This is a genomic window from Streptomyces sp. FXJ1.172, assembly GCF_001636945.3.
GTDB lineage: Bacteria > Actinomycetota > Actinomycetes > Streptomycetales > Streptomycetaceae > Streptomyces.
In genome coordinates this window covers 672,164-691,815 of the sequence record NZ_CP119133.2, presented here as the reverse complement: position 1 = coordinate 691,815, position 19,652 = coordinate 672,164, and the positions used below count along the sequence as shown (strand labels likewise).

Here is a 19,652-nt window from a genome sequence, read left to right as displayed (position 1 = left end):
CGCCATGAACAACTCGGTTACCAACACCGTCCGGTTGCTCGGGGCGGGCCTGCGCGCCCTGCTCGTGCTGTCCCTGGTGACGGGCGTCGTCTACCCGCTGGTCGTCACCGGTGTCGCCCAGGCCCTGTTCAGCAACAAGGCGAACGGCTCGGAGATCAAGGCGGACGGCAGGGTCGTCGGGTCGTCCCTGATCGGGCAGTCGTACAACCTGCCGCTGAAGAAGGGGCAGACCAGCGCGGACCCGGACCTGAAGTGGTTCCAGGGCCGCCCGCAGAACGGCCTCGGCCCGAACACCGTCAACACGCGGTACTCGTTGATCCTGTCCGGCGCCACCAACCTGTCCGCGGACAGCGGCGCGGTGAAGGGCGTCTGCCCGGCCCAGCCGGCGGACAAGACGCTCTGCGCCCAGGTGCTCGCCGCCAGGGACGCCGTGGTCAAGGACAACTCGGTCCCCGGCTACACGGTCAGGCCGGCCGACGTCCCCGCCGACGCCGTCACCTCGTCCGGCTCCGGACTGGACCCGGCCATCTCCCCGGAGTACGCCGAACTCCAGGTCCACCGGGTCGCCGCGAAGAACGGACTGTCCGTCGCCGCGGTGGACAAGCTCGTCAAGGACCACACCCAGGGACGCACCCTCGGCTTCATCGGTGAGCCGCAGGTGAACGTCCTCGAACTCAACATCGCGCTCAAGGACCTCGTGGCCAAGAAGTGACGGCCTTACGCGATTCACACGGGAGTCGGCGGCCCGGGAGGCATCCCGGTTCCGCCGGCTCCCGCAGCCGTGAAGTCGGCCGCCCTGCTTCCCGCGCCCACGGCTCGACGCATGACAGGAGAGGCACACACCCATGACCAGGGTGCTCGTGGTGGAGGACGACCCGCAGCTCGTACGGGCCCTCGTCATCAACTTGCAGGCACGCCACTACGGCGTGGACGCCGCCCCCGACGGTGCCACGGCCCTCCGGCTCGCCGCCGCGCGCCAGCCCGATGTCGTCCTGCTCGACCTCGGCCTGCCCGACATGGACGGCGTCGACGTCATCAAGGCGCTGCGCGGCTGGACCCGCGTGCCGATCATGGTCCTGTCCGCCCGCCAGGCGTCCGACGAGAAGGTCGCCGCCCTCGATGCCGGCGCCGACGACTACGTCACCAAGCCGTTCAGCATGGACGAGCTCCTGGCCCGGCTGCGGGCCGCCGTACGCCGTACCGAGGACACCCCGCTCGTCCCCGAGACGACGTTGGTCGAGACGGAGCACTTCAGCATCGACCTTCTCGCCAAGAAGGTCCTCCGGGACGGGAAGGACATCCGGCTGACGCCGACCGAATGGCACCTGCTGGAGATCCTGGTGACCAACCCCGGTCGGCTCATCACGCAGAAGCAGCTGTTGCAGGAGGTCTGGGGCGTCTCGCAGCGCAACAAGACCAACTACCTGCGCGTCTACATGGCCCAACTCCGCCGCAAATTGGAGACGGACCCCTCCCACCCCCGCTATCTGATCACCGAGCCCGGCATGGGCTATCGCTTCGAAGGATGACATGGCACGCGGCAAGCTCCGGATCTACCTCGGCGCGGCACCCGGCGTCGGCAAGACCTACGCGATGCTGTCGGAGGCACACCGCCGTATCGAGCGGGGCACCGACTGTGTCGTGGCCTTCGTGGAACATCATCACCGGCCGCGCACCGAGGTGATGCTGCACGGCCTGGAACAGATCCCGCGCAAGGAGATCGAGTACCGGGACGCCGTCTTCACCGAGATGGACGTCGACGCCGTACTGCGGCGCGCCCCGGCCGTCGTCCTCGTGGACGAACTGGCGCACACCAACATCCCCGGCTCGCGCAATGCCAAGCGCTGGCAGGACATCGAGGAACTGCTCGCCGCCGGCATCGACGTCATCTCCACGGTCAACATCCAGCACCTGGAGTCACTGGGCGACGTGGTCGAGTCGATCACCGGCATCCGCCAGCAGGAGACCGTTCCGGACGAAGTCGTACGGCGCGCCGACCAGATCGAACTGGTCGACATGTCCCCGCAGGCCCTGCGCCGCCGCATGGCGCACGGAAACATCTACAAGTCGGACAAGGTCGACGCGGCCCTGTCCAACTACTTCCGGCCCGGCAATCTGACGGCGCTGCGGGAGCTGGCCCTGCTCTGGGTGGCCGACCGGGTCGACGAGTATCTGAACGAGTACCGCCGTGAGCACCGCGTCTCGACCATCTGGGGTTCGCGCGAGCGGATCGTGGTCGGGCTGACCGGCGGCCCCGAGGGGCGCACCCTGATACGGCGTGCGGCCCGGCTCGCCGAGAAGGGCGCCGGCGGCGAGGTGCTCGCCGTCTACATCTCCCGCAGCGACGGCCTCACCGCAGCCTCACCGAAGGAACTCGCCGACCAGCGCACCCTCGTCGAGGACCTCGGCGGCACCTTCCACCACGTCGTCGGCGACGACATACCCGTCGCGCTGCTGGACTTCGCGCGCGGCGTCAACGCCACCCAGATCGTCCTCGGCGTCTCCCGCCGCCGCAGCTGGCAGTACGTCTTCGGACCCGGCGTCGGCGCCACCGTCGCCCGGGACTCCGGCCCCGACCTCGACGTCCACCTCATCACCCACGACGAGGCGGGCAAGGGACGGGGACTGCCGGTGGCGCGCGGCGCCCGGCTCGGACGCTCCCGAGTCATCTGGGGCTGGGCTGTCGGCGTGCTCGGCCCAGCCTTGCTCACTTGGCTGCTCACCAGCGCCACCCCTGACGTCGGCCTCGCCAACGACATGCTGCTGTTCCTCACCCTGACGGTGGCGGCGGCCCTGCTCGGCGGCCTCTTCCCGGCGCTGGCCTCGGCGGTCGTGGGCTCCCTCCTCCTCAACTGGTACTTCACCCCGCCCGTCCACACCCTGACGATCGCCGACCCGAAGAACATCGTCGCCATCGCAATCTTCGTCGGGGTCGCGGTGTCCGTGGCCTCGGTGGTGGACCTTGCCGCCCGGCGCACCCACCAGGCATCCCGGCTGCGCGCCGAGTCCGAGATCCTCTCCTTCCTCGCGGGCAACGTCCTGCGCGGCGAGACCACTCTGGAGGCGCTGCTGGAAAGGGTCCGCGAGACCTTCGGCATGGAGTCGGTGGCCCTGCTGGAGCGCTCCGGCGAGACCGCTCCCTGGACCTGCGCGGGCAGCGTGGGACCGAGGCCGGCCGAGGTCCCGGAGGACGCGGACGTCGACGTCCCCGTGGGCGATCACATGGCGCTGTCCCTGCGCGGCCGGGTGCTGCCCGCCGCCGACCGCAGGGTGCTCGCCGCGTTCGCCGCACAGGCCGCCGTGGTCCTGGACCGCCAGCGCCTGCAGAGCGAGGCCGACCGGGCCAAGGAGCTCGCCGAGGGCAACCGCATCCGCACGGCCCTGCTCGCCGCCGTCAGCCACGACCTGCGTACGCCGCTCGCCGGCATCAAGGCCGCGGTGACCTCGCTCAGGTCCGACGACGTCGAATGGTCCGAACAGGACCGTGCGGAACTGCTGGAGGCCATCGAGGAGGGCTCCGACCGTCTCGACCACCTGGTCGGCAACCTGCTCGACATGTCCCGTCTGCAGACCGGCACGGTCACTCCGATCATCCGCGAGACCGACCTCGACGAGGTAATACCCATGGCGCTCGGCGGGGTCCCCAACCCGGAGGAGTGCGTGGAACTGGACATCCCCGAGACCCTGCCCATGGTCCACGTCGACCGGGGACTGCTGGAGCGGGCCGTCGCCAACGTCGTCGAGAACGCCGTCAAGTACAGCCCACCGGACGAGCGGGTCCTGATCTCCGCGAGCGCCCTCGCCGACCGGGTCGAAGTACGGGTCGTCGACCGCGGCCCCGGCGTCCCGGACGAGGCCAAGGACCGCATCTTCGAACCCTTCCAGCGGTACGGCGACGCGCCCCGCGGGGTCGGCGTCGGCCTCGGTCTCGCGGTCGCCCGCGGCTTCACCGAAGCCCTCGGCGGCACGCTGCACGCCGAGGACACACCCGGCGGCGGCCTCACCATGGTGCTCGTCCTACCGACGGCAACGGAGCCACGACCGGAACGGCCGGGCCTGCCGGCCACCGCTGCCCATTGAGGAGATCAGGCGTCGGGCGGCACCGTCTCGAACTCCCTGCGCATGTCCCTGGTGTCCAGCCGCAGCCGCCAGATGTTGCGGCGGTGCACGGCCGCCAGCGCGGCCTGCAGCGGGGACGGCGGCACCGCCAGGACAGGACAGGCGGCGCGGGCCAGGCAGTAGCGGCCGACCGACGGCCACAGCGCCCGGTGCAGCCGACCCCGCCGTCCGGCACCGACCACCAGGAGGTCGTCCTCCCGGTCGGCGATCCGCACGAGCACCGGCCCCGGGGCGCCCCGCGCGACGAACGCCTGACCGGGCAGACCGGTGTCCACGCCGCCGAACACCTCACGCAGCGCCCCCACGAGCCTCTCCCGCGCCAGCCGTTCCCATTCCGGAACCATGGCGGTCGCGGCCGGTGACCTGAGGGTGGCCGGGTCCCCGCCCGGCGGCTCCCACGCCAGCACCGGCCACAGCTCGGCCTCTCGGCGCCGGGCCTCCCCGGCCGCCCGGCTCAGCGCGGTGAGACTGCCCAGCGAGCCGCTCACTCCCACCACGACGCGGGCGGCTGAGGACGGGCGGTACTCGGACATCTCTCTCACCGTTCTACACACGCCGACGGAAGGTCTCACGGCCGGCGATCCTCCTTCGAACCGCTTCCATCTCACCCTGGCACCGGCGATTCGAACAGTCCGTACGCCAGTTCCTGACGCCCTTCTGACGACCCTTTCCGCGCCCTCTGACCTGGGACATCAGCATTGCGTCAAGGTCGCACCGATCGTCGTCAGCGTCCCGTCAGGGCATGCCCAGGACCCGCGGGCACCGGGCATAACGTCGAGGGCGAGTCGCGGTCCGCCTTCCCGCGTCCGCGGTAATCACATCCCTCACTCCCTGCCTTTCGGGAGGCACCCCATGGCACAACTTCTGTACGGCGAAGACCCCGAGCCCTCCGATCGCTTCCCGGCCGGGCCCCTGTACGTCCCGGTCCGGCCGGGTCTCCGCGGATGTGCTGCCCGGCTCTTCCGAACCCCACTCGGCGAGCGGACCGCTGTCGGCTTCACCTCCGAGTGCCAGCTGACCGCCACTCTCGGCCCCGATCAGGCGTGGATCCGGCTCGCCGAGCCCGCCCTCCGTGCCCTGACCGTCCCACTCGGTGTCACCACCGTCACGGTGGACCCGCAGTTCACCGCCCCGGCCCCCACGCCGGTCGCCCACGAGATTCCCGCGCTGCGGATCGCAAGGATCGCCTGAGAGAGAAAGCCACGATGACCACGGTTCACGAACCCACCGCGACCAGCAGGTTCACCGATCTGTCGGTGTGGCCCGCCTCGACCACCGAGTCCGCCCACGGCGACCTCACCGTCGGCGGCGTACCGCTCGCCGAACTGGCCGACCGCTTCGGTACGCCCGTCTACGTCCTGGACGAGGCCGAGGTCCGCGACCGCTGCCGCACCTACCAGGACGCGTTCCCCGACGCCGAAGTCGTATACGCGGCCAAGGCGTTCATGTGCCGGTCCATGGCCCGCTGGATGGATGAGGAGGGCCTCGGCCTCGACGTCTGCTCCGCCGGCGAACTCGAACTCGCCGTCACCGCCGGCTTCCCGCCCGAGCGGATCGTGCTGCACGGCAACGCCAAGTCACCGCGCGACCTGGACACCGCCCTGCGCCTGGGCGTCGGCCGGATCGTCATCGACAGCCCCTCGGAGATCGCGCGGCTGGCCGCCGCCGTCGGCTCTGACGGGCACCAGAAGGTGATGGTCCGGGTGGTGCCCGGTATGAGCGCGGGCGGTCACGAGAAGGTCCGCACCGGCACGGACGACCAGAAGTTCGGCCTGTCCATCTCCGACGGCTACGCCCAGCACGCCATCATCCGCATCCTCGACCAGCCGCAGCTTGAACTCACTGGCCTGCACTGCCATTTGGGTTCCCAGATCACCAGCGTCAAGCCGTACCTGGTCGCCGTACGCCGCATGGTCGGCCTGATGGCCCGTCTGCACGAGCAGCACGGCCTGGTCCTGCCGGAACTCGACCTCGGCGGCGGCCACGGCATCGCTTACCGCCCCGGCGAGGACGCCCTGGACCTGACGGCACTGGCCCGCAAGGTCCGCGCGGAACTCGCCGACGCCTGCTCCACCGCAGGACTTCCGGTACCGCGCCTGATCATCGAACCGGGCCGGGCATCGTGGGCCCAGCAGGGGTCGCCCTGTACCGCGTCCTGCCCGTGAAGCACACGGGCGACCACGTCTTCGTAGCCGTCGATGGCGGCATGAGCGACAACCCGCGCCCGGCCCTGTACGGCGTCCGATACGCGCCCAGACTGGTGGGCCACAGCGCCGCGGACACTGCCCCGGTCACTGTGGTCGGCCGGCACTGCGAGGCGGGCGACGTGCTGGCCGCACATGTAGCACTTCCCGCTGACGTCCGCCTCGGTGATCTGCTCGCCGTACCGGTGTCCGGCGCCTACCACCTGTCCATGGCCTCCGGTTACAACCTGGTCGGCCGCCCGCCGGTGGTCGCCGTGCGCGACGGATCCGCCCGCCTTCTCGTACGCCGCGAATCCCTGGAGGACATCCGCAGCCGCGACGTGTGCCTGTAGCCCAGATGACTCCCGGGCGGGTCGGTCTTCCCTCACCATGCCGACCGCGCCGCCCGGGCCGTGCAGGGAAGCGCTCGCCTACCTCCCGGTACACGCTGACCGGAACGCACGACCGGCCCTGCTGAGGTCCCGATGGTGTTCGGCCTGGTACGTCGCGAGCTGCACCCCGGCGGCGGCCTTGTGCGGTACGTCCGGCCTGGCATGGCAGCGGCATGAGGATCACTGAAATGACGCTTACTTGACGCGCGTTCTGACAGGGCATCACCTGGCTGGTCGCCCAGGTCATGCCAGGTGAGGGACGCACCCCCGCAGGCTGTCCTTGCGGGAGCTGAAGGAGAAGCAGCCGGGTTCCGGCGCCGCTGAGGGCGGTGGCTGTCGCGCCGATACTTCGGCGGGCCGGACGCTTTCGTGGAGCGGGCGTTCAGTAGGTGGGGCCGTAGGGGCTCCAGTGCCCGAGGAAGGGTTTCAGGTCGTCGGCCCGTGGGTTAGGAATGTCGGGCAGCCGGGGCGGTGTGTTCAATGGGTCGAGGCGCTCCACGTTGGCTGCTGCCCAGCTGATCCATTCCTCGGCTTCGGTTCTGGCCTGGCCCGGAGGCATGGCCTCGACTCGCGTGCGTACGGCGCTCACGTATTGGGTCAGTCGGGTGGCGTGGCGCCATGCCGCTTCCTGAGCTTCTAGGTGACGGACGCGGTACGCCTCCGCGTACTGGATGCGGGCTTGTTCCATGGCGGTTTCCCAGCGGATGCGCTTCTGGCGTGCCGCTTCGGCCTCGTCCTGGCGTCTGCGTTCGGCGGCTTCGCCGCGAAGCGTGACCTCCTGTGCGATCTCGGCGAGCTGCTCTTCGAGGGCGCGGCCGGGAACGTCGGCCCATTCGCTCGCCCGGTGTGGCTGGCCGCCGCTGAGGACGATACGGAGGCGTTCGGACGGGGTGTAGTCGAAGCGGGGGATTCTGCCCCAGGAGTTCTTCTTGGCGTCGGCGAGTTCCTTCTCGGTGGCGACGTGCTCGGTGCGGTCCTGTTCCTGGAGGACGAGAAATCCCACTGGCTGGCCCTGTGCGGTGATGGTGAAGTGGGGATGTGCCCTGCGGCGGCGATGAGACGGGGGTGCGAAGCCGCTTTGCCCGGCCGAGCAGGTGTGTCCTTCGGCCTCGGCGGTGGTGATCAGTGCCTGGATGAGGCGGAGAGCGCGTCCTTGGACGGGTTTGGTCAGGCCGAGCGGCTGGCGTTCGTTCTGCATGGCCCGGATAACGGCGTGCGGCTGAGTGAGCCGCGAGGGCACGGGGACGGGGTCGAGGACGGCAAGGCGCCAGGCGGGGATGTCGACGAGCTTGATCTCGTACCCGCCGCTGCACCAGTTTCCGTACAACTCCTTCGTTGCCGGAATCCTTCCGGATCTGCGTGCGGCGGCGACGCGGGACGGCCACTTCTCCAAGTCGGGACCGCTGCCACTCTTGACGATCCCGCCGCCGGCCTTCGCGAGTTCCTGTAACAGCTGCTCTGTGAACGTTACGCGAGGCTGTGAGGGAGGGCTTGGCTTCCGCTGGGTGGCCGACTTTTCCTGCGCTCGGGTGGACCGGGGTTGTGGAGCGGTGGCTTGGGTCTCCCGCGGGCGTGATCCGTGGGAAGGGTAAGTGCCGTGTGCCAGGTAGTGCCGACCGGCGCTTGTCAGGGCGACGCTCCACTGCCCGCTCTTCCGGGAGACCGCCACCAGGCCACGGTTGTGGAGTGCCTGGCAGGTGGTCTTGTAGGAGCTGGTGTCCCATACGCCCGCAGGGCACCCGGCTCCCACCCACTGCAACACCGACAGCTGCCGCTCATTGACCCGCCGTTCCAATGGTCCGCCTTCGACTCGAAGTGACGCACGACGGCGGCAGGGTGCCAGTTCCGGTGGTAGACGACCGGTGCTTCGAGTCAATTCGCTCGAACGAGCGGGCTGACGTGGCTGGAGGCCGGTTGGGCCGAGAACCGTAGGTGGGTGCCTGTCCTACGGCGGGGTCTGACTCCTGAGATCTCTGACCGAGGTGTCCTGATCACACCGTGTCGACCGCCGGCCAGGGGACAGTGCACTGTTGATCTCGGGTTGATGGACGTGTCTCGATAGGGGCTTGCCGGAATGGCGTCATCACGATTCTGACCGTCCGCACGGCCCGCGCCGGCTAGGGGACAAGCCGTCGGGTCTGAAAGGGAACGAGCATGACCGGCACGTCCTCCGCTTCGCGTCCTCGTCGGCGTCGGCCGCCGGGGGAGGTGGTCCTATGGTCCGGTGGGCCGGAGTGGAAGGTACCGGTTCCTTCGGGGCAGCCCTGTCCCGCTACCTGCTGGCCCAGGGTGTGGACGTTTTCGATGTGAACCGGTTCGACCGGGCCGACCGCCGGCGGCGCGGCAAGTCGGACCCACTCGATGCCGAGAACAGGCTCGGGCAGTGCTGGCGTTGGTGTTGGCGAGGGCGTTGAGCATGGCGAAGTCGTGGAAGATGCCGGGGTAGCGGACGGTGGTGATGTCGTTACCCGCGGCGCGGAGCTTGGCGGCGTACGCCTCGCCCTCGTCCCGCAGGACGTCGGCTTCGTCGGTGATGAGCAGGGCCTTGGGCAGGTCCTTGAGCTGGTTGAGGCTCGCGCGCAGCGGGGAGGCCAGGATCTGCTTGCGGTCCTTGGCATTGGGGGCGTAGGCGTCCCAGAACCACTTCATGGCCTTGCGGGTTCATGGCCTTGCGGGTCAGCCAGGGGCCGTCGGCGAACTGCCGGTAGGAGGCGGTTTCGAAGTTGGCGTCGGTGACGGGGTAGAAGAGCACCTGCTCGCGCAGGGCGGGGCCGCCGCGCTGCTTGGCCATGAGGGTGACGGCGGCCGTCATGTTGCCGCCGACGCTGTCGCCGGCGACGGCGATGCGGGAGCCGTCGACGTTGATCTCGTCACCGTGCTCGGCGACCCACTTGGTGGCCGCGTACGCCTGCTCGATGGCGATGGGGTAGCGGGCCTCGGGGGAGGGCGTGTAGTCGACGAAGATGACCGCGGCACGGGCGCCGTTGGCGATCTGGCGCACCAGCCGGTCATGGGTGTTCTCGTTGCCGAGGACCCAGCCGCCGCCGTGGAAGTACATGACGGCCGGGAGCTTGCCGCTCACACCGGCGGGGCGGACGATCCGAATGGTCACCTCACCGGTGGGTCCCACCTTGAGCGTGCGGTGACTGACATCGGCCGGCAGCTTGTCGACGGGCCCGGACTGCGCGCTGTCGAGCGCCTTCCGGGCGTCGTTGTAGGACAGCGTGTAGATCGGCGGGTTCTTCGCCGCCGCGGCGGCGAACGTCCGGGCGTCCTTCTCCAGGATCGGGGCGGTCGTGGTGGCGGAGGGCGCGGCGGGGGAGGCCGAGGCGTCGGCGTCGGCGGCGGCGATCGTCGCACCGGCGACGAGGGCGACGGCCGCGGCGACGGCGATCTTGCGGTTGATGCGGACGGGGACGGTGCGCATGGGGAAGCTCCTGGCCCGGTGGCGCCTGGTACGCGCTACCAGATCGCTGAGGTGAGGTGAGGTGAGGTGAGAGGGGGGGGGCGGACTGAATGCGGGTGCGGTGAGGTGAGCGCGCTCAGACGGTGCCGAAGGCGGTGCGCAGGGTGGCGACGGCCTGGCTGATGGCGCCTTCGGCCGCGTGGGTCTCGCGCAGGGCGTTGAGCATCACGAAGTCGTGGATGATGCCCTGGTAGCGAACGGCGGTGACGGGGACACCGGCCTGGCGCAGCTTGTTCGCGTACGCCTCGCCCTCGTCCCGCAGGACGTCGGCCTCGCCGGTGATGACCAGGGCCGGGGGCAGGCCGGTGAGCTGCTCGGTGGTGGCACGCAGCGGGGAGGCCGTGATCTCGGCGCGCTGCCGCTCGTCGGTCGTGTACTGGTCCCAGAACCACTGCATGGCATCCCGGCGCAGGAAGTAGCCGGTGGCGAACTGGTGGTACGAGGGCGTGTCGAAGGCGGCGTCGGTGACCGGGTAGAAGAGCACCTGCTGCACCAGGGGGACGTCGCCACGCTCCTTGGCCATCAGGGTCAGCGCGGCGGACATGTTGCCGCCGACCGAGTCGCCGGCCACCGCGATGCGGCCGGCGTCCAGGCCCTTGGAGGCGCCGTCGGTGACGATCCAGCGGGCGACGGCGTAGTTCTGCTCGATGGCGACCGGGTAGCGGGCCTCGGGGAGAGGTCGTACTCGGGGAAGACGACGGCCGCGCGGGCGCCGACGGCCAGTTCGCGTACCAGGCGGTCGTGGGTGTGGGCGTTGCCGAAGACCCAGCCGGCGCCGTGCAGGTAGACGATCACCGGCAGCGTCCGTCGGCGTCGGCCGGGCGGACGATGCGGGCCCGCACTGATCCGGTGGGGCCGCCCTGGACGGTCACCCACTCCTCGGTGATCTCCGGCTTGCCGATCTCACCGGACTGGACCTGGTGACGGCCACCGAGCCCGGCTTGCCGCCCTGGATCTTCGCGACGACCTTGGGCAGGTTCTTCTCGACATAGGCGCGCGCCGCTTCGCCGGCCTGCGCGGACTTGTCGTAGATCCGGACGAGCCCGCCGCGATCGGCGAACATCAGCGCGATCCTGCGGCCGAGGGTGCCTGCGCCGATCACCGCGACCGGACGGCTCTCGATGTTCGTGGGGAGCGCGAAGGACATGCTGGTTCCTGCTCTCGTGGCGGCAGCTGCGATTGCTGCGATGGTGAATCGCCTCGGAACCTCAGTCTCAGCGCGCGCCATGCAGTCGGAAACCGGGGAAGACCGTTCGAGGCAGAGTTCAGCTGCGGCCGGACTCGGTGGCATACAGCCTCTCCCGTGTCATCCATCCGTTCCGCCGATCGGCCCATCTGCAGTCGCACCGCCGGGCGGAGCCCACTGCCATGGAAGGCACGCCCGCTGGCCATGCCGAGAGACACGAGGAGAGCCAGGTGTGGGACGAACTGCTGGCCCTGACGGCCGTACCGGGGAGCGTGCTGCGGGTCGGCATCGCGGACGGCCAGGTGGAAACCCTGGTCCAGGACGCGGGTTCCGCCCCGGACGGGATCGTCGTCGAGGCCGGTGTCGTCTACTGGACCACCATGGGCACGGCGACGCACGATCCGGCCAAGGGCTCGGGGGAGGCGGCCCAGGACTTCTCCAGGCGCAACGGCGGCGTACACGCGGTACGTCTGGACGGCAGCGGCCGCCGGGACGTGGTCGAGCCCGGAGCGATCACCACCGGTAAGCAACTGGCGTCGGACGGCGCCGGGTTCCTGTACTGGGGCGACCGTGAGGGCTGCCGGGTGAGCCGAGTCCAGACGGACGGCAGCGGCCTGTCCGACCTGGTGGTCAACCCGCCCGGTGACATCTCGCAGGAATGCGTGGGCGTGGCCGTGGACCCCGTACGCGGGCACCTCTACTGGACGCAAAAGGGCCCGGCCAAGGGCGGCCAGGGCCGAATCTTCCGCTGCGGCCTCGAGCTCCTCGCCGGGGAGAGCCCCGAGCGGCGCAGCGACATCGAAGTGCTCTGGACGGGCCTGCCCGAGCCGATCGACCTGCACCTCGACGGCGACTGGCTCTACTGGACCGACCGCGGCGCTCCGCCGGCCGGCAACACCCTCAACCGGGCACCGGTTCCGGCCGCGGGCGCCCCCGGCGGTACACCGCAGATCCTGGCGAGCGGGTTCGCCGAGACGATCGGCCTGGCCGTCGACGCCGACGCGGACACCGCCTACGTGTCCGACCTCGGTGGACACATCCGCGCCGTCCCGCTGCCCGGCGGACCGGCCGACGGGCGAGGGGAACGCGACATCGTGTCCCTCCCCCACCCGCTGACCGGCATCGTCGGCATCAGTTGACCGCACACCCACATGGCCGACCGGACGGCCACCGATCTAAGGGGGCCGCGCAGGTAGGCGGCCGGTCATGGTTGGTGTTGTGGGCGTGTGTCCCGGCGGTGGGTGGTCCAGACCCGGCCGATCAGGCTACAGATGGTGATGATCGTGTCGGCGAGGCCGAAGAAGGCGTCGATCACCGTGTAAGACCGTCGGCGCCGGACAGAGCCGTCGCATCACTCGGAAGCCCCATCCAGGATCCGCCGCGCCCTGCGCTCGACGAGGATCGGAACGAAGTCACGTACAGGCCGGTCCCTGAACGCGGCACAGGCACCGGCCACGACGGCTTCATTGTCGCGGTCCACCACCGTGACGCGGCGGAAATTGCACACCGCGGGCGGTGCGTCCACGAACGGACACACCGCCTGATGGGCCTGCAGCGCGATGCTGACGAGGCTCATCAGCAGGACGACATCGCAGTCACAGCCGAGGTGCTCGGTCACCCCCCCGCGAACCGGGCACATGCCGAACAGCCGTCGTCTCCCTGAGGTCTTCCGAGAAGCGCTGGATGACACGCGTCGTGAGGTGCAGGTCCACGTCGGGCCTTCAGTACAGCGGCCCGCACGGAGGAATGCCACCGAGGCCGATCGTCGGCATGGGACAGCGCCGTATGCGCCGCAGCATGGGCCGGACGTCCCAGGTGCACATCCGCCCGTCGGGCTTGTGGACGCATCCCGTGGGGGCACCCCGGGCCATGCGCCGGGTGGGCGCGGCCTCGGACGAGGTGATCGGTCCCGGTGCCTCGGTTGTGTCCCTTGTCGTGGTGTAGCCGATCAATCGGCGGTTGTGTTGGTGGTGTTGGGTAGCTCGGGGGCGCTTTCGGGGAGCTCGGCGGGGTAGATCTGGTCCATGCTGCCCTCGGGGAGATAGCGGCGGGGGAAGGCGATCCACTCGTCGTGCATCTCGAAGAGCACGGCGGTGACCAGCCGCAGCAGCGCGTCGTCGTTGGGGAAGACCTGGACGACATCGATGCGACGCTTGATCTCTCGGTTGACCCGCTCCAGCGGGTTCGTGGACTGGATCTTCTTCCAATGTCGTTCGGGGAAGGCTGCGAATGCCGTCAGGTCGTCCTTGGCTTCCAGGAGCATCTGTTTGACCTGCGGGAACTGCGCGCCGAGCATGTCGGCGACCGTGTCGAGCTGGCGGCGAACGGCGGCCTGGTCGGGCTGGGCGAAGATGGTGCGGATGGTGGCGGCGACCATCTCGGCGGCGTCCTTGGGGATCACGCCGAAGACGTTGCGCAGGAAGTGCACCCTGCACCGCTGGTAGGCCGCACCGATGATCACCTTGCGGATCGCCTTGACCAGGCCCGAGTGGTGGTCGCCGAGCACGAGCCGGACCCCGTTCAGGCCGCGTTCGCGCAAGGAGCGAAGGAACTGGGTCCAGAACACCTCGGTCTCGCTGTCGCCGACCATCACTCCCAGCACCTCGCGGCCGCCGTCCTCGGTGATACCGGTGGCGATCACCACGGCCCGGGAGACGATCTGGTGGGCGACCCTGGCCTTGCAGTACGTCGCATCCAGATACATGTAGGGGAAGCGGACATGGTCCAGCGACCGGGTGCGGAACGCGGTCAGCTGGGTGTCCAGGTCGGCACAGATCCGCGAGACCTCGCTCTTGGAGATCCCGCTGTCCGCACCGAGGGCCTTGACCAGCTCGTCGACCGAGCGGGTGGACACCCCGTGGACGTACGCCTCCATCACGACGGCGAACAGGGCCTGGTCGATGCGCCGGCGGCGCTCCAGCAGGCTGGGGAAGAAGCTGCCCGAGCGCAGCTTGGGTATGCCCAGGTCCAGGTCGCCGGCCTGCGTGGTCAGTGTCTTGTCCCGGTGCCCGTTGCGCAGCGCGGTGCGGGTGTCGGTGTGTTCGTTCCACTCCGCGCCGATCCTCGCGCTCGCCTCGGCCTCGATCAATTCCTGGAGCATCCGCTCGGCCACCGAACGGACGAGTTCGAGCCCGTCCGCCGAACGTAGTGACTCCAGCAGGCGGAGTAGGTCAGACTGAGACAGGGCCACCGTGCACCTCCCGGGTTGAACTGGCCGTTCACCAAGGAGAGTTGCAGGTGGCCCGCCTGCTGGGCAGGGAGCGGAATCCCCATCACCACACGCCCCGGGGCGTACGCCCTAGCCTTGATCGGCTACACCACAAAGTGGGACGCCATCGGTGCCTCACCGGGTAGGCGACCGCCAGATGCGAATGGGAGTCTCAGGAACCTGCGAACGAGAACCCCATGGACGGGTTCGGCGCCCGAATGCCCCGCCGGGACGTGCTGCGCGCGGCCGTGGCGGGCGAGGTGTCACGCTGACCGGTGCCGTGACACCTCGTGGCGGGTCACCGAGCGCCACGCCCGCCCCGGCGTCCGAAGGCGTCGGCGCCGTCCAGTGGGTGCCCCGCTCGTAGGGGCTCACCAGGACGTTCACGCGGGTTGGCACTGCTCCTGGTGCACGGCTGGCCCGAGACCTCGAGACTTGGTACGTCTGGCGCCCAATGATGCCGACGCTGGCCAGGCACTTTATGGTCCTCGCCGTCGACCAGCCCGGTCACCGGCTGTCCAACAAGCTCAGGGACGGCTACGACACCCGTACCGCCCAGTCGTTCTTCGAGCCTCTCGGAGGCCAACTGTCCGACAGCCCTGCTGAACCGTTCGGTCACCTTCCCACGCCTCGAAAGCTGGTAGATGCGAGCCGTGTACCTCAGCTCGAGCAGTACGGAGGCTCCAGCGAACCCGGCCAGGACCATCTGACGCACAGCGTTCAGCGCGTCGGCCCGGTCCTTGCCGTGAAGGTCCTCCACCGTGTCACCAGCGCAGTGGTCCCAGAACCACAAAGATGCTGACGACAACGACAGCCACCCCCCCTGCCAACCCGACGGATGCGCGGTGACGACGCATCAGGTGAACAGAGCGCGATCCGATTCTTGCGAGAGGGGGATTGGCCGTAGGGTCTATTCCACCGCACGATGTCCTGCCAGTCGATCTACTCCACAGGTTCCCGCCCGCGATCAGCGCGAGCACCTCGAAAGCCGGTCATGCCAGACCTTTGACCTGCGACTTCGAGTTGGCGGCAGCTTACTGAACATGCTCGACACGACGATGGCAGGGATCGGGGAAATGTGGGATTTCAACGCGCTCTCCACCGTAGCCGGTCTGCGTCGCATCAAGGTGAACACCGCAGGTGCCTTCCGTCCGCGAAGCGGTTCCCGCAGCCTGACGCGCTGGACAGCACGTCCGCCCCGGCGAGCCGGCTGCCCAAGCCCGATCACTAGATTCGTTGTGCTTGGCGCCCCGCAGGCGCTGTTGGGATTCCACCGCGAGGCTTGCTGGTGGATCACGCGTCGGCGCGGACCCAGTGCGGCCGTGCATCTGCCTCGTAACGCTCTTCAGTAACACGAGTGAGTGGGCTCGAACGGGAAACCCGCGTGCATGTGTTCGGCGCAGGCTGAACCGCCGGGTCACGGCCGTCGCCGCAAGGCCGAGGGGCTTAGGTCTGCGATCATGGGGTAGCCGTCGACCGCCATGAGGAGGTCAGCCTCCGCAAGGAGGGAACGCAACACGTGAACGATGCCGTCCTCGCCTCCCAGCGCCAAACCGTAGACATAGGGCCGCCCCACCGCTACCGCTCGCGCGCCCAGCGCCAGGGCTTTCACCACATGGTCGCCGGAACGCACACCCGAATCGAAGATCACCGGAGTTTCGCCTGCCGCATTGACGACGTCCGGCAGCATGTCGAGTGAGGCGAGGCCACCGTTGGCCTGGCGTCCACCGTGGTTCGAGCAGTAGATCGCATCGACACCGCCGTCGACGGCCCGTTGGACGTCCTCGGGATGCATGATTCCCTTGAGGATCAGCGGCAGGTCGGTCATGGAACGGAACCAGGCGAGATCGTCCCACGTCAGGTGCGGGTCGCCGAAGGTCGTCGCCCAGGCTCCCACTGCGGCCTGGAGGTCCTCTTCCGGGGGCTTGGCCAACCGGGACCTGAAGACCGGGTCGCTGAAGTAGTTCTCCAGGGCCAGCCCTCGCAGCTGGGGAAAGTTCGAGCGGCTGAGGTCGCGAGGCCGCCACCCCGGGATCCAGGTGTCCAGTGTGACGACGATCCCCTTGAAACCCGCCTGCTCAGCCCGGTGCACCAGGCTTTCGGCTAGCTCCCGGTCGTTCGGGGTGTACAGCTGGAAAAAGCCCGGGGTGTCACCGAACCGCGCGGCGACCTCCTCCATCGGATCGACCGAGAGAGTGGAGGCGATCATCGGCACGCCGGTCCTCGCCGAGGCTCGTGCCACAGCCAGGTCGCCGTGGCCGTCCTGTGCGCACAGGCCGATCACACCCACGGGCGCCATCAACAGCGGGGACGGAAGGGACAGCCCACACAGCTCGACGGACAGGTCGCGCTGGGCCCCGTCGACGAGCATCCTCGGGATGAGCCCCCAGTCGTCGAACACCGAGACGTTGAGGTCCTGGGTGCGTTCGTCGCCGGCCCCGCCGGCGACGTAGGACAGGAGCCCGGGGTCCAACGCCTTGGATCCTCGCTCCTCCAACTCTGCGAAGGTCATCGGCAACTTCGGCATGATGCCGGAGAGTCCGTTGAGGTAGATATCGAACTGGTAGTCGCCAAAGTTCGACACGTGATTTTCCACCTGCTCCCGGTCGGTTGTGGCCCGGCGGGCCGGTCTGGCTCGGTCGGCAGCCTCAGCCGAACAGGTCCGGCGAGGATGCGATGATCTGGTCCCACAGCGGACGGAACTGGAACCAGCCTGCGAGCGGCCCGCCGATCTGCGTGCGGACCTGCTCCGCGGTCTCCCGGTCGATCTCGTGCGGGGTGCCCGCGGCCATGGCCAGAAGCTGTGCCTGGCACGATCGTTCCATCGTGATGAACCACCACGCGGCGGCGGCAACCGACTGTCCGACGGTCAGCAGGCCGTGGTTCTTCAGGATGACGGCCTTCGACGAGCCGAGCGCCTCGCCGATGCGGCGCCCCTCGTCGGAGTCGCTCACGACTCCGCGATAGTCGGCGTAGAGGCCCTGGTCCTCGAAGAAGGCGCAGGCGTCCTGGGTGAGTGGTGCCAGCGGGATCCCGAGTGCTGAGAACGCCTTGCCGTGGAGGGAGTGCGCGTGTGCGGCCGCGACGGCGTCGGGGCGGGCCTTGTGTACCTCGGCGTGGATGCAGAGGGCGGCACGGTTCACCGGGCGCTTGCCGTGCAGCAGATTGCCTTCGTGGTCGACCCGGACCAGGTCGGAGACCTTGATCTGATGGAAACTCATCCCGAACGGGTTGACCCAGAACGTGTCGGGGAATTCGGGGTCACGGGCAGTGATGTGCCCGGCGACTCCCTCGGAGAAGCCCAGCTTCCCGAAGACCCGGAAGGCGGCGGCGAGTTCCTGCTTGCGTACGTCGCGCTCCTCCTCGACCGAAAGCCCCGTGGGCGGGAGCGGGAGATCGAAGTCGTCGGGGATCGGGCCGATGTTGGCTCGGATCAGGTCAAGCATCTCGGGGGCGTGGCGCTGCGTGAGCGTCATTGTCCTTTTGGTCCTCTCGATGTGTGCAGACGTGGTCGAGCCGTGAGCGTGGTGACAGGGGCCGTGCGGACTTCAGCCGCTTCCCCCCGTGGTGAGGATCAGTGAGGCGACACGTTGCGGCGTCTCCAGCAGGGGCCAGTGGCCGACGTCCGCAAGGGCGTGGAGTGTCGCGTTCGGCATGCGTTCGGCGATCCGCTCGGCGATGTGGGCACCCGAGATGGGGTCAAGCAGGCCCCAGATGAACGTCTTGGGCAGATCGCTGGTCTCCATGGCTTCCACCCATCGGTCGCGGTGGGCAGTGCGGTCGGTGATGTAGTGGATCAGCCGGTGGGAGTTCAGATGGCCGTCACCGTGGCTCATGCACTTCCACATCGCGGCTGTGTCGGCGCTTGAGTCGTAGTGCTCGGCGAAGGTCGGTGCGAGGGCGGTGGCCATGAGTTCGCCGGTCAGCGATGCGCTGAGCCGGGGGCCGATCTCCGGGTCGAGCAGCGCTGTCTGGGCCGCTTCCGGCCGGTGGAGTTCCGGGTAGATGCCGCCGTTCAGCAGCGTCAGGCTCGTGATCCGACTCCTCAATGACCCGTCGGCGCTGCGCGCGAGCAGCTCCTGCGCCACGGTGGCCCCATAGTCGTGTGCCACCAGATGCGTCGAGGTCACCGCCTCGTGCTGCCACAACGCGACCACCAGGTCGGCCTGCTCGTGGATCGAGTAGTCGTGATCGGCCGGCTTCTCGCTCGCGCCGAAGCCGAGGAAGTCCGGTATGAGGAGAGTGTGTCGAGCGGCGAGAGCAGGTACCGCCCGGGCCCAGTCGTGCGACGAACTGGGGAACCCGTGGAGCAGGGTCATCACGGGGCCGCTGCCGATGCGGCGGACGAACACCTGGCGCGGGACTCCCGCGACGGTGAGCGGGAGCAGTTCGCCTTCGGACCACCATTGCTCGATACTGACCGTCATCGGAGCCCTCCGAACAGTGCGGGCAGGAACCGGCGTTCCAGCTCGCCGTGCGGGAGCGCTGCCGGTTCCACCAGGCTTTGGGCCAGTCCGCCTTCCCGGACGGCGACGACGAGGCGCAGCAGCATGTCGAGATCCGTCTCGGTCACCTGGCGCTGTGTGGTCGCGAGGAGTGGTGCGAGCAGCTCCGCGATTGCCGCCCGGATCGCCGCGTCGTGGCGGGCGAGGGCTTGGGCCGCCTCGGGGTTGCGGATGGCGTGGAGAGTGAACTCGGTGGAGATGAGGAACCAGGTTCGCGTCTGCTCGTCCACGACGCTCGCCAGCTCGATGAACGTGGCGACCGGTTGCTCGGAGACGAGGGCTTGGTCCACCGCCTCACTCAGCTGTTTCAGGACGATCTCGGAGCGTCGAGTGAACAGCGCGAGGAAGAGTTCGTCCTTGGAGTCGTAGTTCGAATAGAACGCGCCGGTCGTGTAGCCGGCCCGTGCGCACAGCTCCGCGATCGAGACACCCTGAAACCCGCACTCGGCGAACGCCTGCTCGGCCGCGTCGAGCAGGCGCTCGTTCGTCTCACGTCGTCTCTTGGTCACGCGCTGTGTCATGCATCCCACCTGTTTTTGTCAAGGCGCTTGACGATGCCGGAAGCCAGATAGGTGTCCCTATCGGATATGGAT

15 protein-coding genes and 3 pseudogenes are annotated in these 19,652 nt (G+C 69.0%); 7 read left to right on the top strand and 11 right to left on the bottom strand.

Going from position 1 to position 19,652, the window contains the following annotated elements:
• The first annotated feature begins 4 nt into the window (after window positions 1-4).
• The 3 genes from A6P39_RS03390 (at window position 5) to A6P39_RS03380 (ending at window position 4,080) form a co-directional block, all read left to right on the top strand.
• A complete protein-coding gene (locus A6P39_RS03390) occupies window positions 5-712 on the top strand; it encodes a potassium-transporting ATPase subunit C (protein ID WP_067057367.1) in 708 nt (235 codons plus the stop codon).
• Between the two features lie 133 nt (window positions 713-845).
• The gene (locus tag A6P39_RS03385; protein ID WP_067057364.1) at window positions 846-1,529 is read left to right on the top strand and encodes a response regulator; all 684 of its coding nucleotides are present in this window, start codon (window positions 846-848) and stop codon (window positions 1,527-1,529) included.
• Between the two features lies 1 nt (window position 1,530).
• Window positions 1,531-4,080, top strand: a complete 2,550-nt coding sequence (locus A6P39_RS03380) for a sensor histidine kinase (protein WP_067057361.1) — start codon at window positions 1,531-1,533, stop codon at window positions 4,078-4,080.
• 5 nt (window positions 4,081-4,085) lie between these two features.
• Here A6P39_RS03380 and A6P39_RS03375 read toward each other — a convergent pair whose 3' ends face one another.
• Complete coding sequence (locus tag A6P39_RS03375) at window positions 4,086-4,652, bottom strand: universal stress protein (protein ID WP_067057358.1); 567 nt, start codon at window positions 4,650-4,652, stop codon at window positions 4,086-4,088.
• A gap of 319 nt (window positions 4,653-4,971) precedes the next feature.
• Here A6P39_RS03375 and A6P39_RS03370 point away from each other — a divergent pair, with 319 nt between their 5' ends.
• Together A6P39_RS03370 and lysA are read left to right on the top strand one after the other, a co-directional pair.
• Window positions 4,972-5,310, top strand: coding sequence for an SAV_915 family protein (locus tag A6P39_RS03370; RefSeq protein WP_067057355.1), 339 nt, complete (start codon window positions 4,972-4,974; stop codon window positions 5,308-5,310).
• A gap of 14 nt (window positions 5,311-5,324) precedes the next feature.
• Window positions 5,325-6,655: pseudogene (gene lysA, locus A6P39_RS03365) on the top strand (diaminopimelate decarboxylase).
• 421 nt (window positions 6,656-7,076) lie between these two features.
• Here the strand turns inward: lysA and A6P39_RS03360 are convergent.
• The 4 genes and pseudogenes from A6P39_RS03360 to A6P39_RS03345 all read right to left on the bottom strand — a co-directional run bounded on the left by A6P39_RS03360 (window position 7,077) and on the right by A6P39_RS03345 (window position 11,223).
• Window positions 7,077-8,021, bottom strand: coding sequence for a hypothetical protein (locus A6P39_RS03360; RefSeq protein WP_234379320.1), 945 nt, complete (start codon window positions 8,019-8,021; stop codon window positions 7,077-7,079).
• A 1,052-nt stretch (window positions 8,022-9,073) separates the two neighbouring features.
• Window positions 9,074-9,980, bottom strand: a pseudogene (locus tag A6P39_RS03355) (alpha/beta hydrolase); the annotation flags it as partial.
• A 256-nt stretch (window positions 9,981-10,236) separates the two neighbouring features.
• A pseudogene (locus A6P39_RS03350) lies at window positions 10,237-11,080 on the bottom strand (alpha/beta hydrolase); the annotation flags it as partial.
• Window positions 11,029-11,223 (bottom strand): hypothetical protein, encoded by a 195-nt coding sequence (locus A6P39_RS03345; RefSeq protein WP_234379329.1) that lies wholly within the window; start codon window positions 11,221-11,223, stop codon window positions 11,029-11,031. The pseudogene A6P39_RS03350 and the gene A6P39_RS03345, both read right to left, overlap by 52 nt.
• A 305-nt stretch (window positions 11,224-11,528) precedes the next feature.
• On the opposite strand from A6P39_RS03345, the gene A6P39_RS03340 reads away from it, so the two are divergent.
• Entirely contained in the window at window positions 11,529-12,485 is a 957-nt protein-coding gene (locus A6P39_RS03340) for a hypothetical protein (protein WP_067057345.1), read from the top strand.
• 212 nt (window positions 12,486-12,697) lie between these two features.
• On the opposite strand, the gene A6P39_RS03335 is transcribed toward A6P39_RS03340, so the two are convergent.
• Entirely contained in the window at window positions 12,698-12,964 is a 267-nt protein-coding gene (locus tag A6P39_RS03335; RefSeq protein ID WP_067057342.1) for a three-helix bundle dimerization domain-containing protein, read from the bottom strand.
• A 152-nt stretch (window positions 12,965-13,116) separates the two neighbouring features.
• Between A6P39_RS03335 and A6P39_RS03330 the strand changes: the two genes are divergently transcribed.
• Window positions 13,117-13,290, top strand: a complete 174-nt coding sequence (locus A6P39_RS03330) for a hypothetical protein (protein WP_331454085.1) — start codon at window positions 13,117-13,119, stop codon at window positions 13,288-13,290.
• Window positions 13,291-13,294: 4 nt separating this feature from the next.
• Here the strand turns inward: A6P39_RS03330 and A6P39_RS03325 are convergent, their stop codons facing one another.
• From A6P39_RS03325 to A6P39_RS03305, 5 genes are all read right to left on the bottom strand, one after another.
• The gene (locus A6P39_RS03325) at window positions 13,295-14,536 is read right to left on the bottom strand and encodes an IS256 family transposase (protein WP_067049883.1); all 1,242 of its coding nucleotides are present in this window, start codon (window positions 14,534-14,536) and stop codon (window positions 13,295-13,297) included.
• A gap of 1,435 nt (window positions 14,537-15,971) precedes the next feature.
• Complete coding sequence (locus A6P39_RS03320; RefSeq protein ID WP_067040187.1) at window positions 15,972-17,081, bottom strand: alpha-hydroxy-acid oxidizing protein; 1,110 nt, start codon at window positions 17,079-17,081, stop codon at window positions 15,972-15,974.
• 121 nt (window positions 17,082-17,202) lie between these two features.
• Window positions 17,203-18,030, bottom strand: a complete 828-nt coding sequence (locus tag A6P39_RS03315) for a class II aldolase/adducin family protein (RefSeq protein ID WP_079133160.1) — start codon at window positions 18,028-18,030, stop codon at window positions 17,203-17,205.
• A gap of 72 nt (window positions 18,031-18,102) precedes the next feature.
• Window positions 18,103-18,981: an alpha/beta fold hydrolase gene (locus A6P39_RS03310; protein ID WP_079133161.1), complete on the bottom strand. Its 879-nt coding sequence runs from the start codon at window positions 18,979-18,981 to the stop codon at window positions 18,103-18,105.
• Window positions 18,978-19,580: a TetR/AcrR family transcriptional regulator gene (locus tag A6P39_RS03305; protein ID WP_067040181.1), complete on the bottom strand. Its 603-nt coding sequence runs from the start codon at window positions 19,578-19,580 to the stop codon at window positions 18,978-18,980. Before A6P39_RS03305 ends, A6P39_RS03310 begins: the two co-directional genes overlap by 4 nt.
• Window positions 19,581-19,652: the final 72 nt, after the last annotated feature.

Coding starts and splice junctions, on each gene's coding strand:
- A6P39_RS03390 (WP_067057367.1), top strand. CDS start 5: ATGAACAACTCGGTTACCAACACCGTCCGGTTGCTCGGGGCGGGCCTG.
- A6P39_RS03385 (WP_067057364.1), top strand. CDS start 846: ATGACCAGGGTGCTCGTGGTGGAGGACGACCCGCAGCTCGTACGGGCC.
- A6P39_RS03380 (WP_067057361.1), top strand. CDS start 1,531: ATGGCACGCGGCAAGCTCCGGATCTACCTCGGCGCGGCACCCGGCGTC.
- A6P39_RS03375 (WP_067057358.1), bottom strand. CDS start 4,652: ATGTCCGAGTACCGCCCGTCCTCAGCCGCCCGCGTCGTGGTGGGAGTG.
- A6P39_RS03370 (WP_067057355.1), top strand. CDS start 4,972: ATGGCACAACTTCTGTACGGCGAAGACCCCGAGCCCTCCGATCGCTTC.
- A6P39_RS03345 (WP_234379329.1), bottom strand. CDS start 11,223: ATGTTCGCCGATCGCGGCGGGCTCGTCCGGATCTACGACAAGTCCGCG.
- A6P39_RS03340 (WP_067057345.1), top strand. CDS start 11,529: ATGGAAGGCACGCCCGCTGGCCATGCCGAGAGACACGAGGAGAGCCAG.
- A6P39_RS03330 (WP_331454085.1), top strand. CDS start 13,117: ATGGGACAGCGCCGTATGCGCCGCAGCATGGGCCGGACGTCCCAGGTG.
- A6P39_RS03320 (WP_067040187.1), bottom strand. CDS start 17,081: ATGCCGAAGTTGCCGATGACCTTCGCAGAGTTGGAGGAGCGAGGATCC.
- A6P39_RS03315 (WP_079133160.1), bottom strand. CDS start 18,030: ATGACGCTCACGCAGCGCCACGCCCCCGAGATGCTTGACCTGATCCGA.
- A6P39_RS03310 (WP_079133161.1), bottom strand. CDS start 18,981: ATGACGGTCAGTATCGAGCAATGGTGGTCCGAAGGCGAACTGCTCCCG.
- A6P39_RS03305 (WP_067040181.1), bottom strand. CDS start 19,580: ATGACACAGCGCGTGACCAAGAGACGACGTGAGACGAACGAGCGCCTG.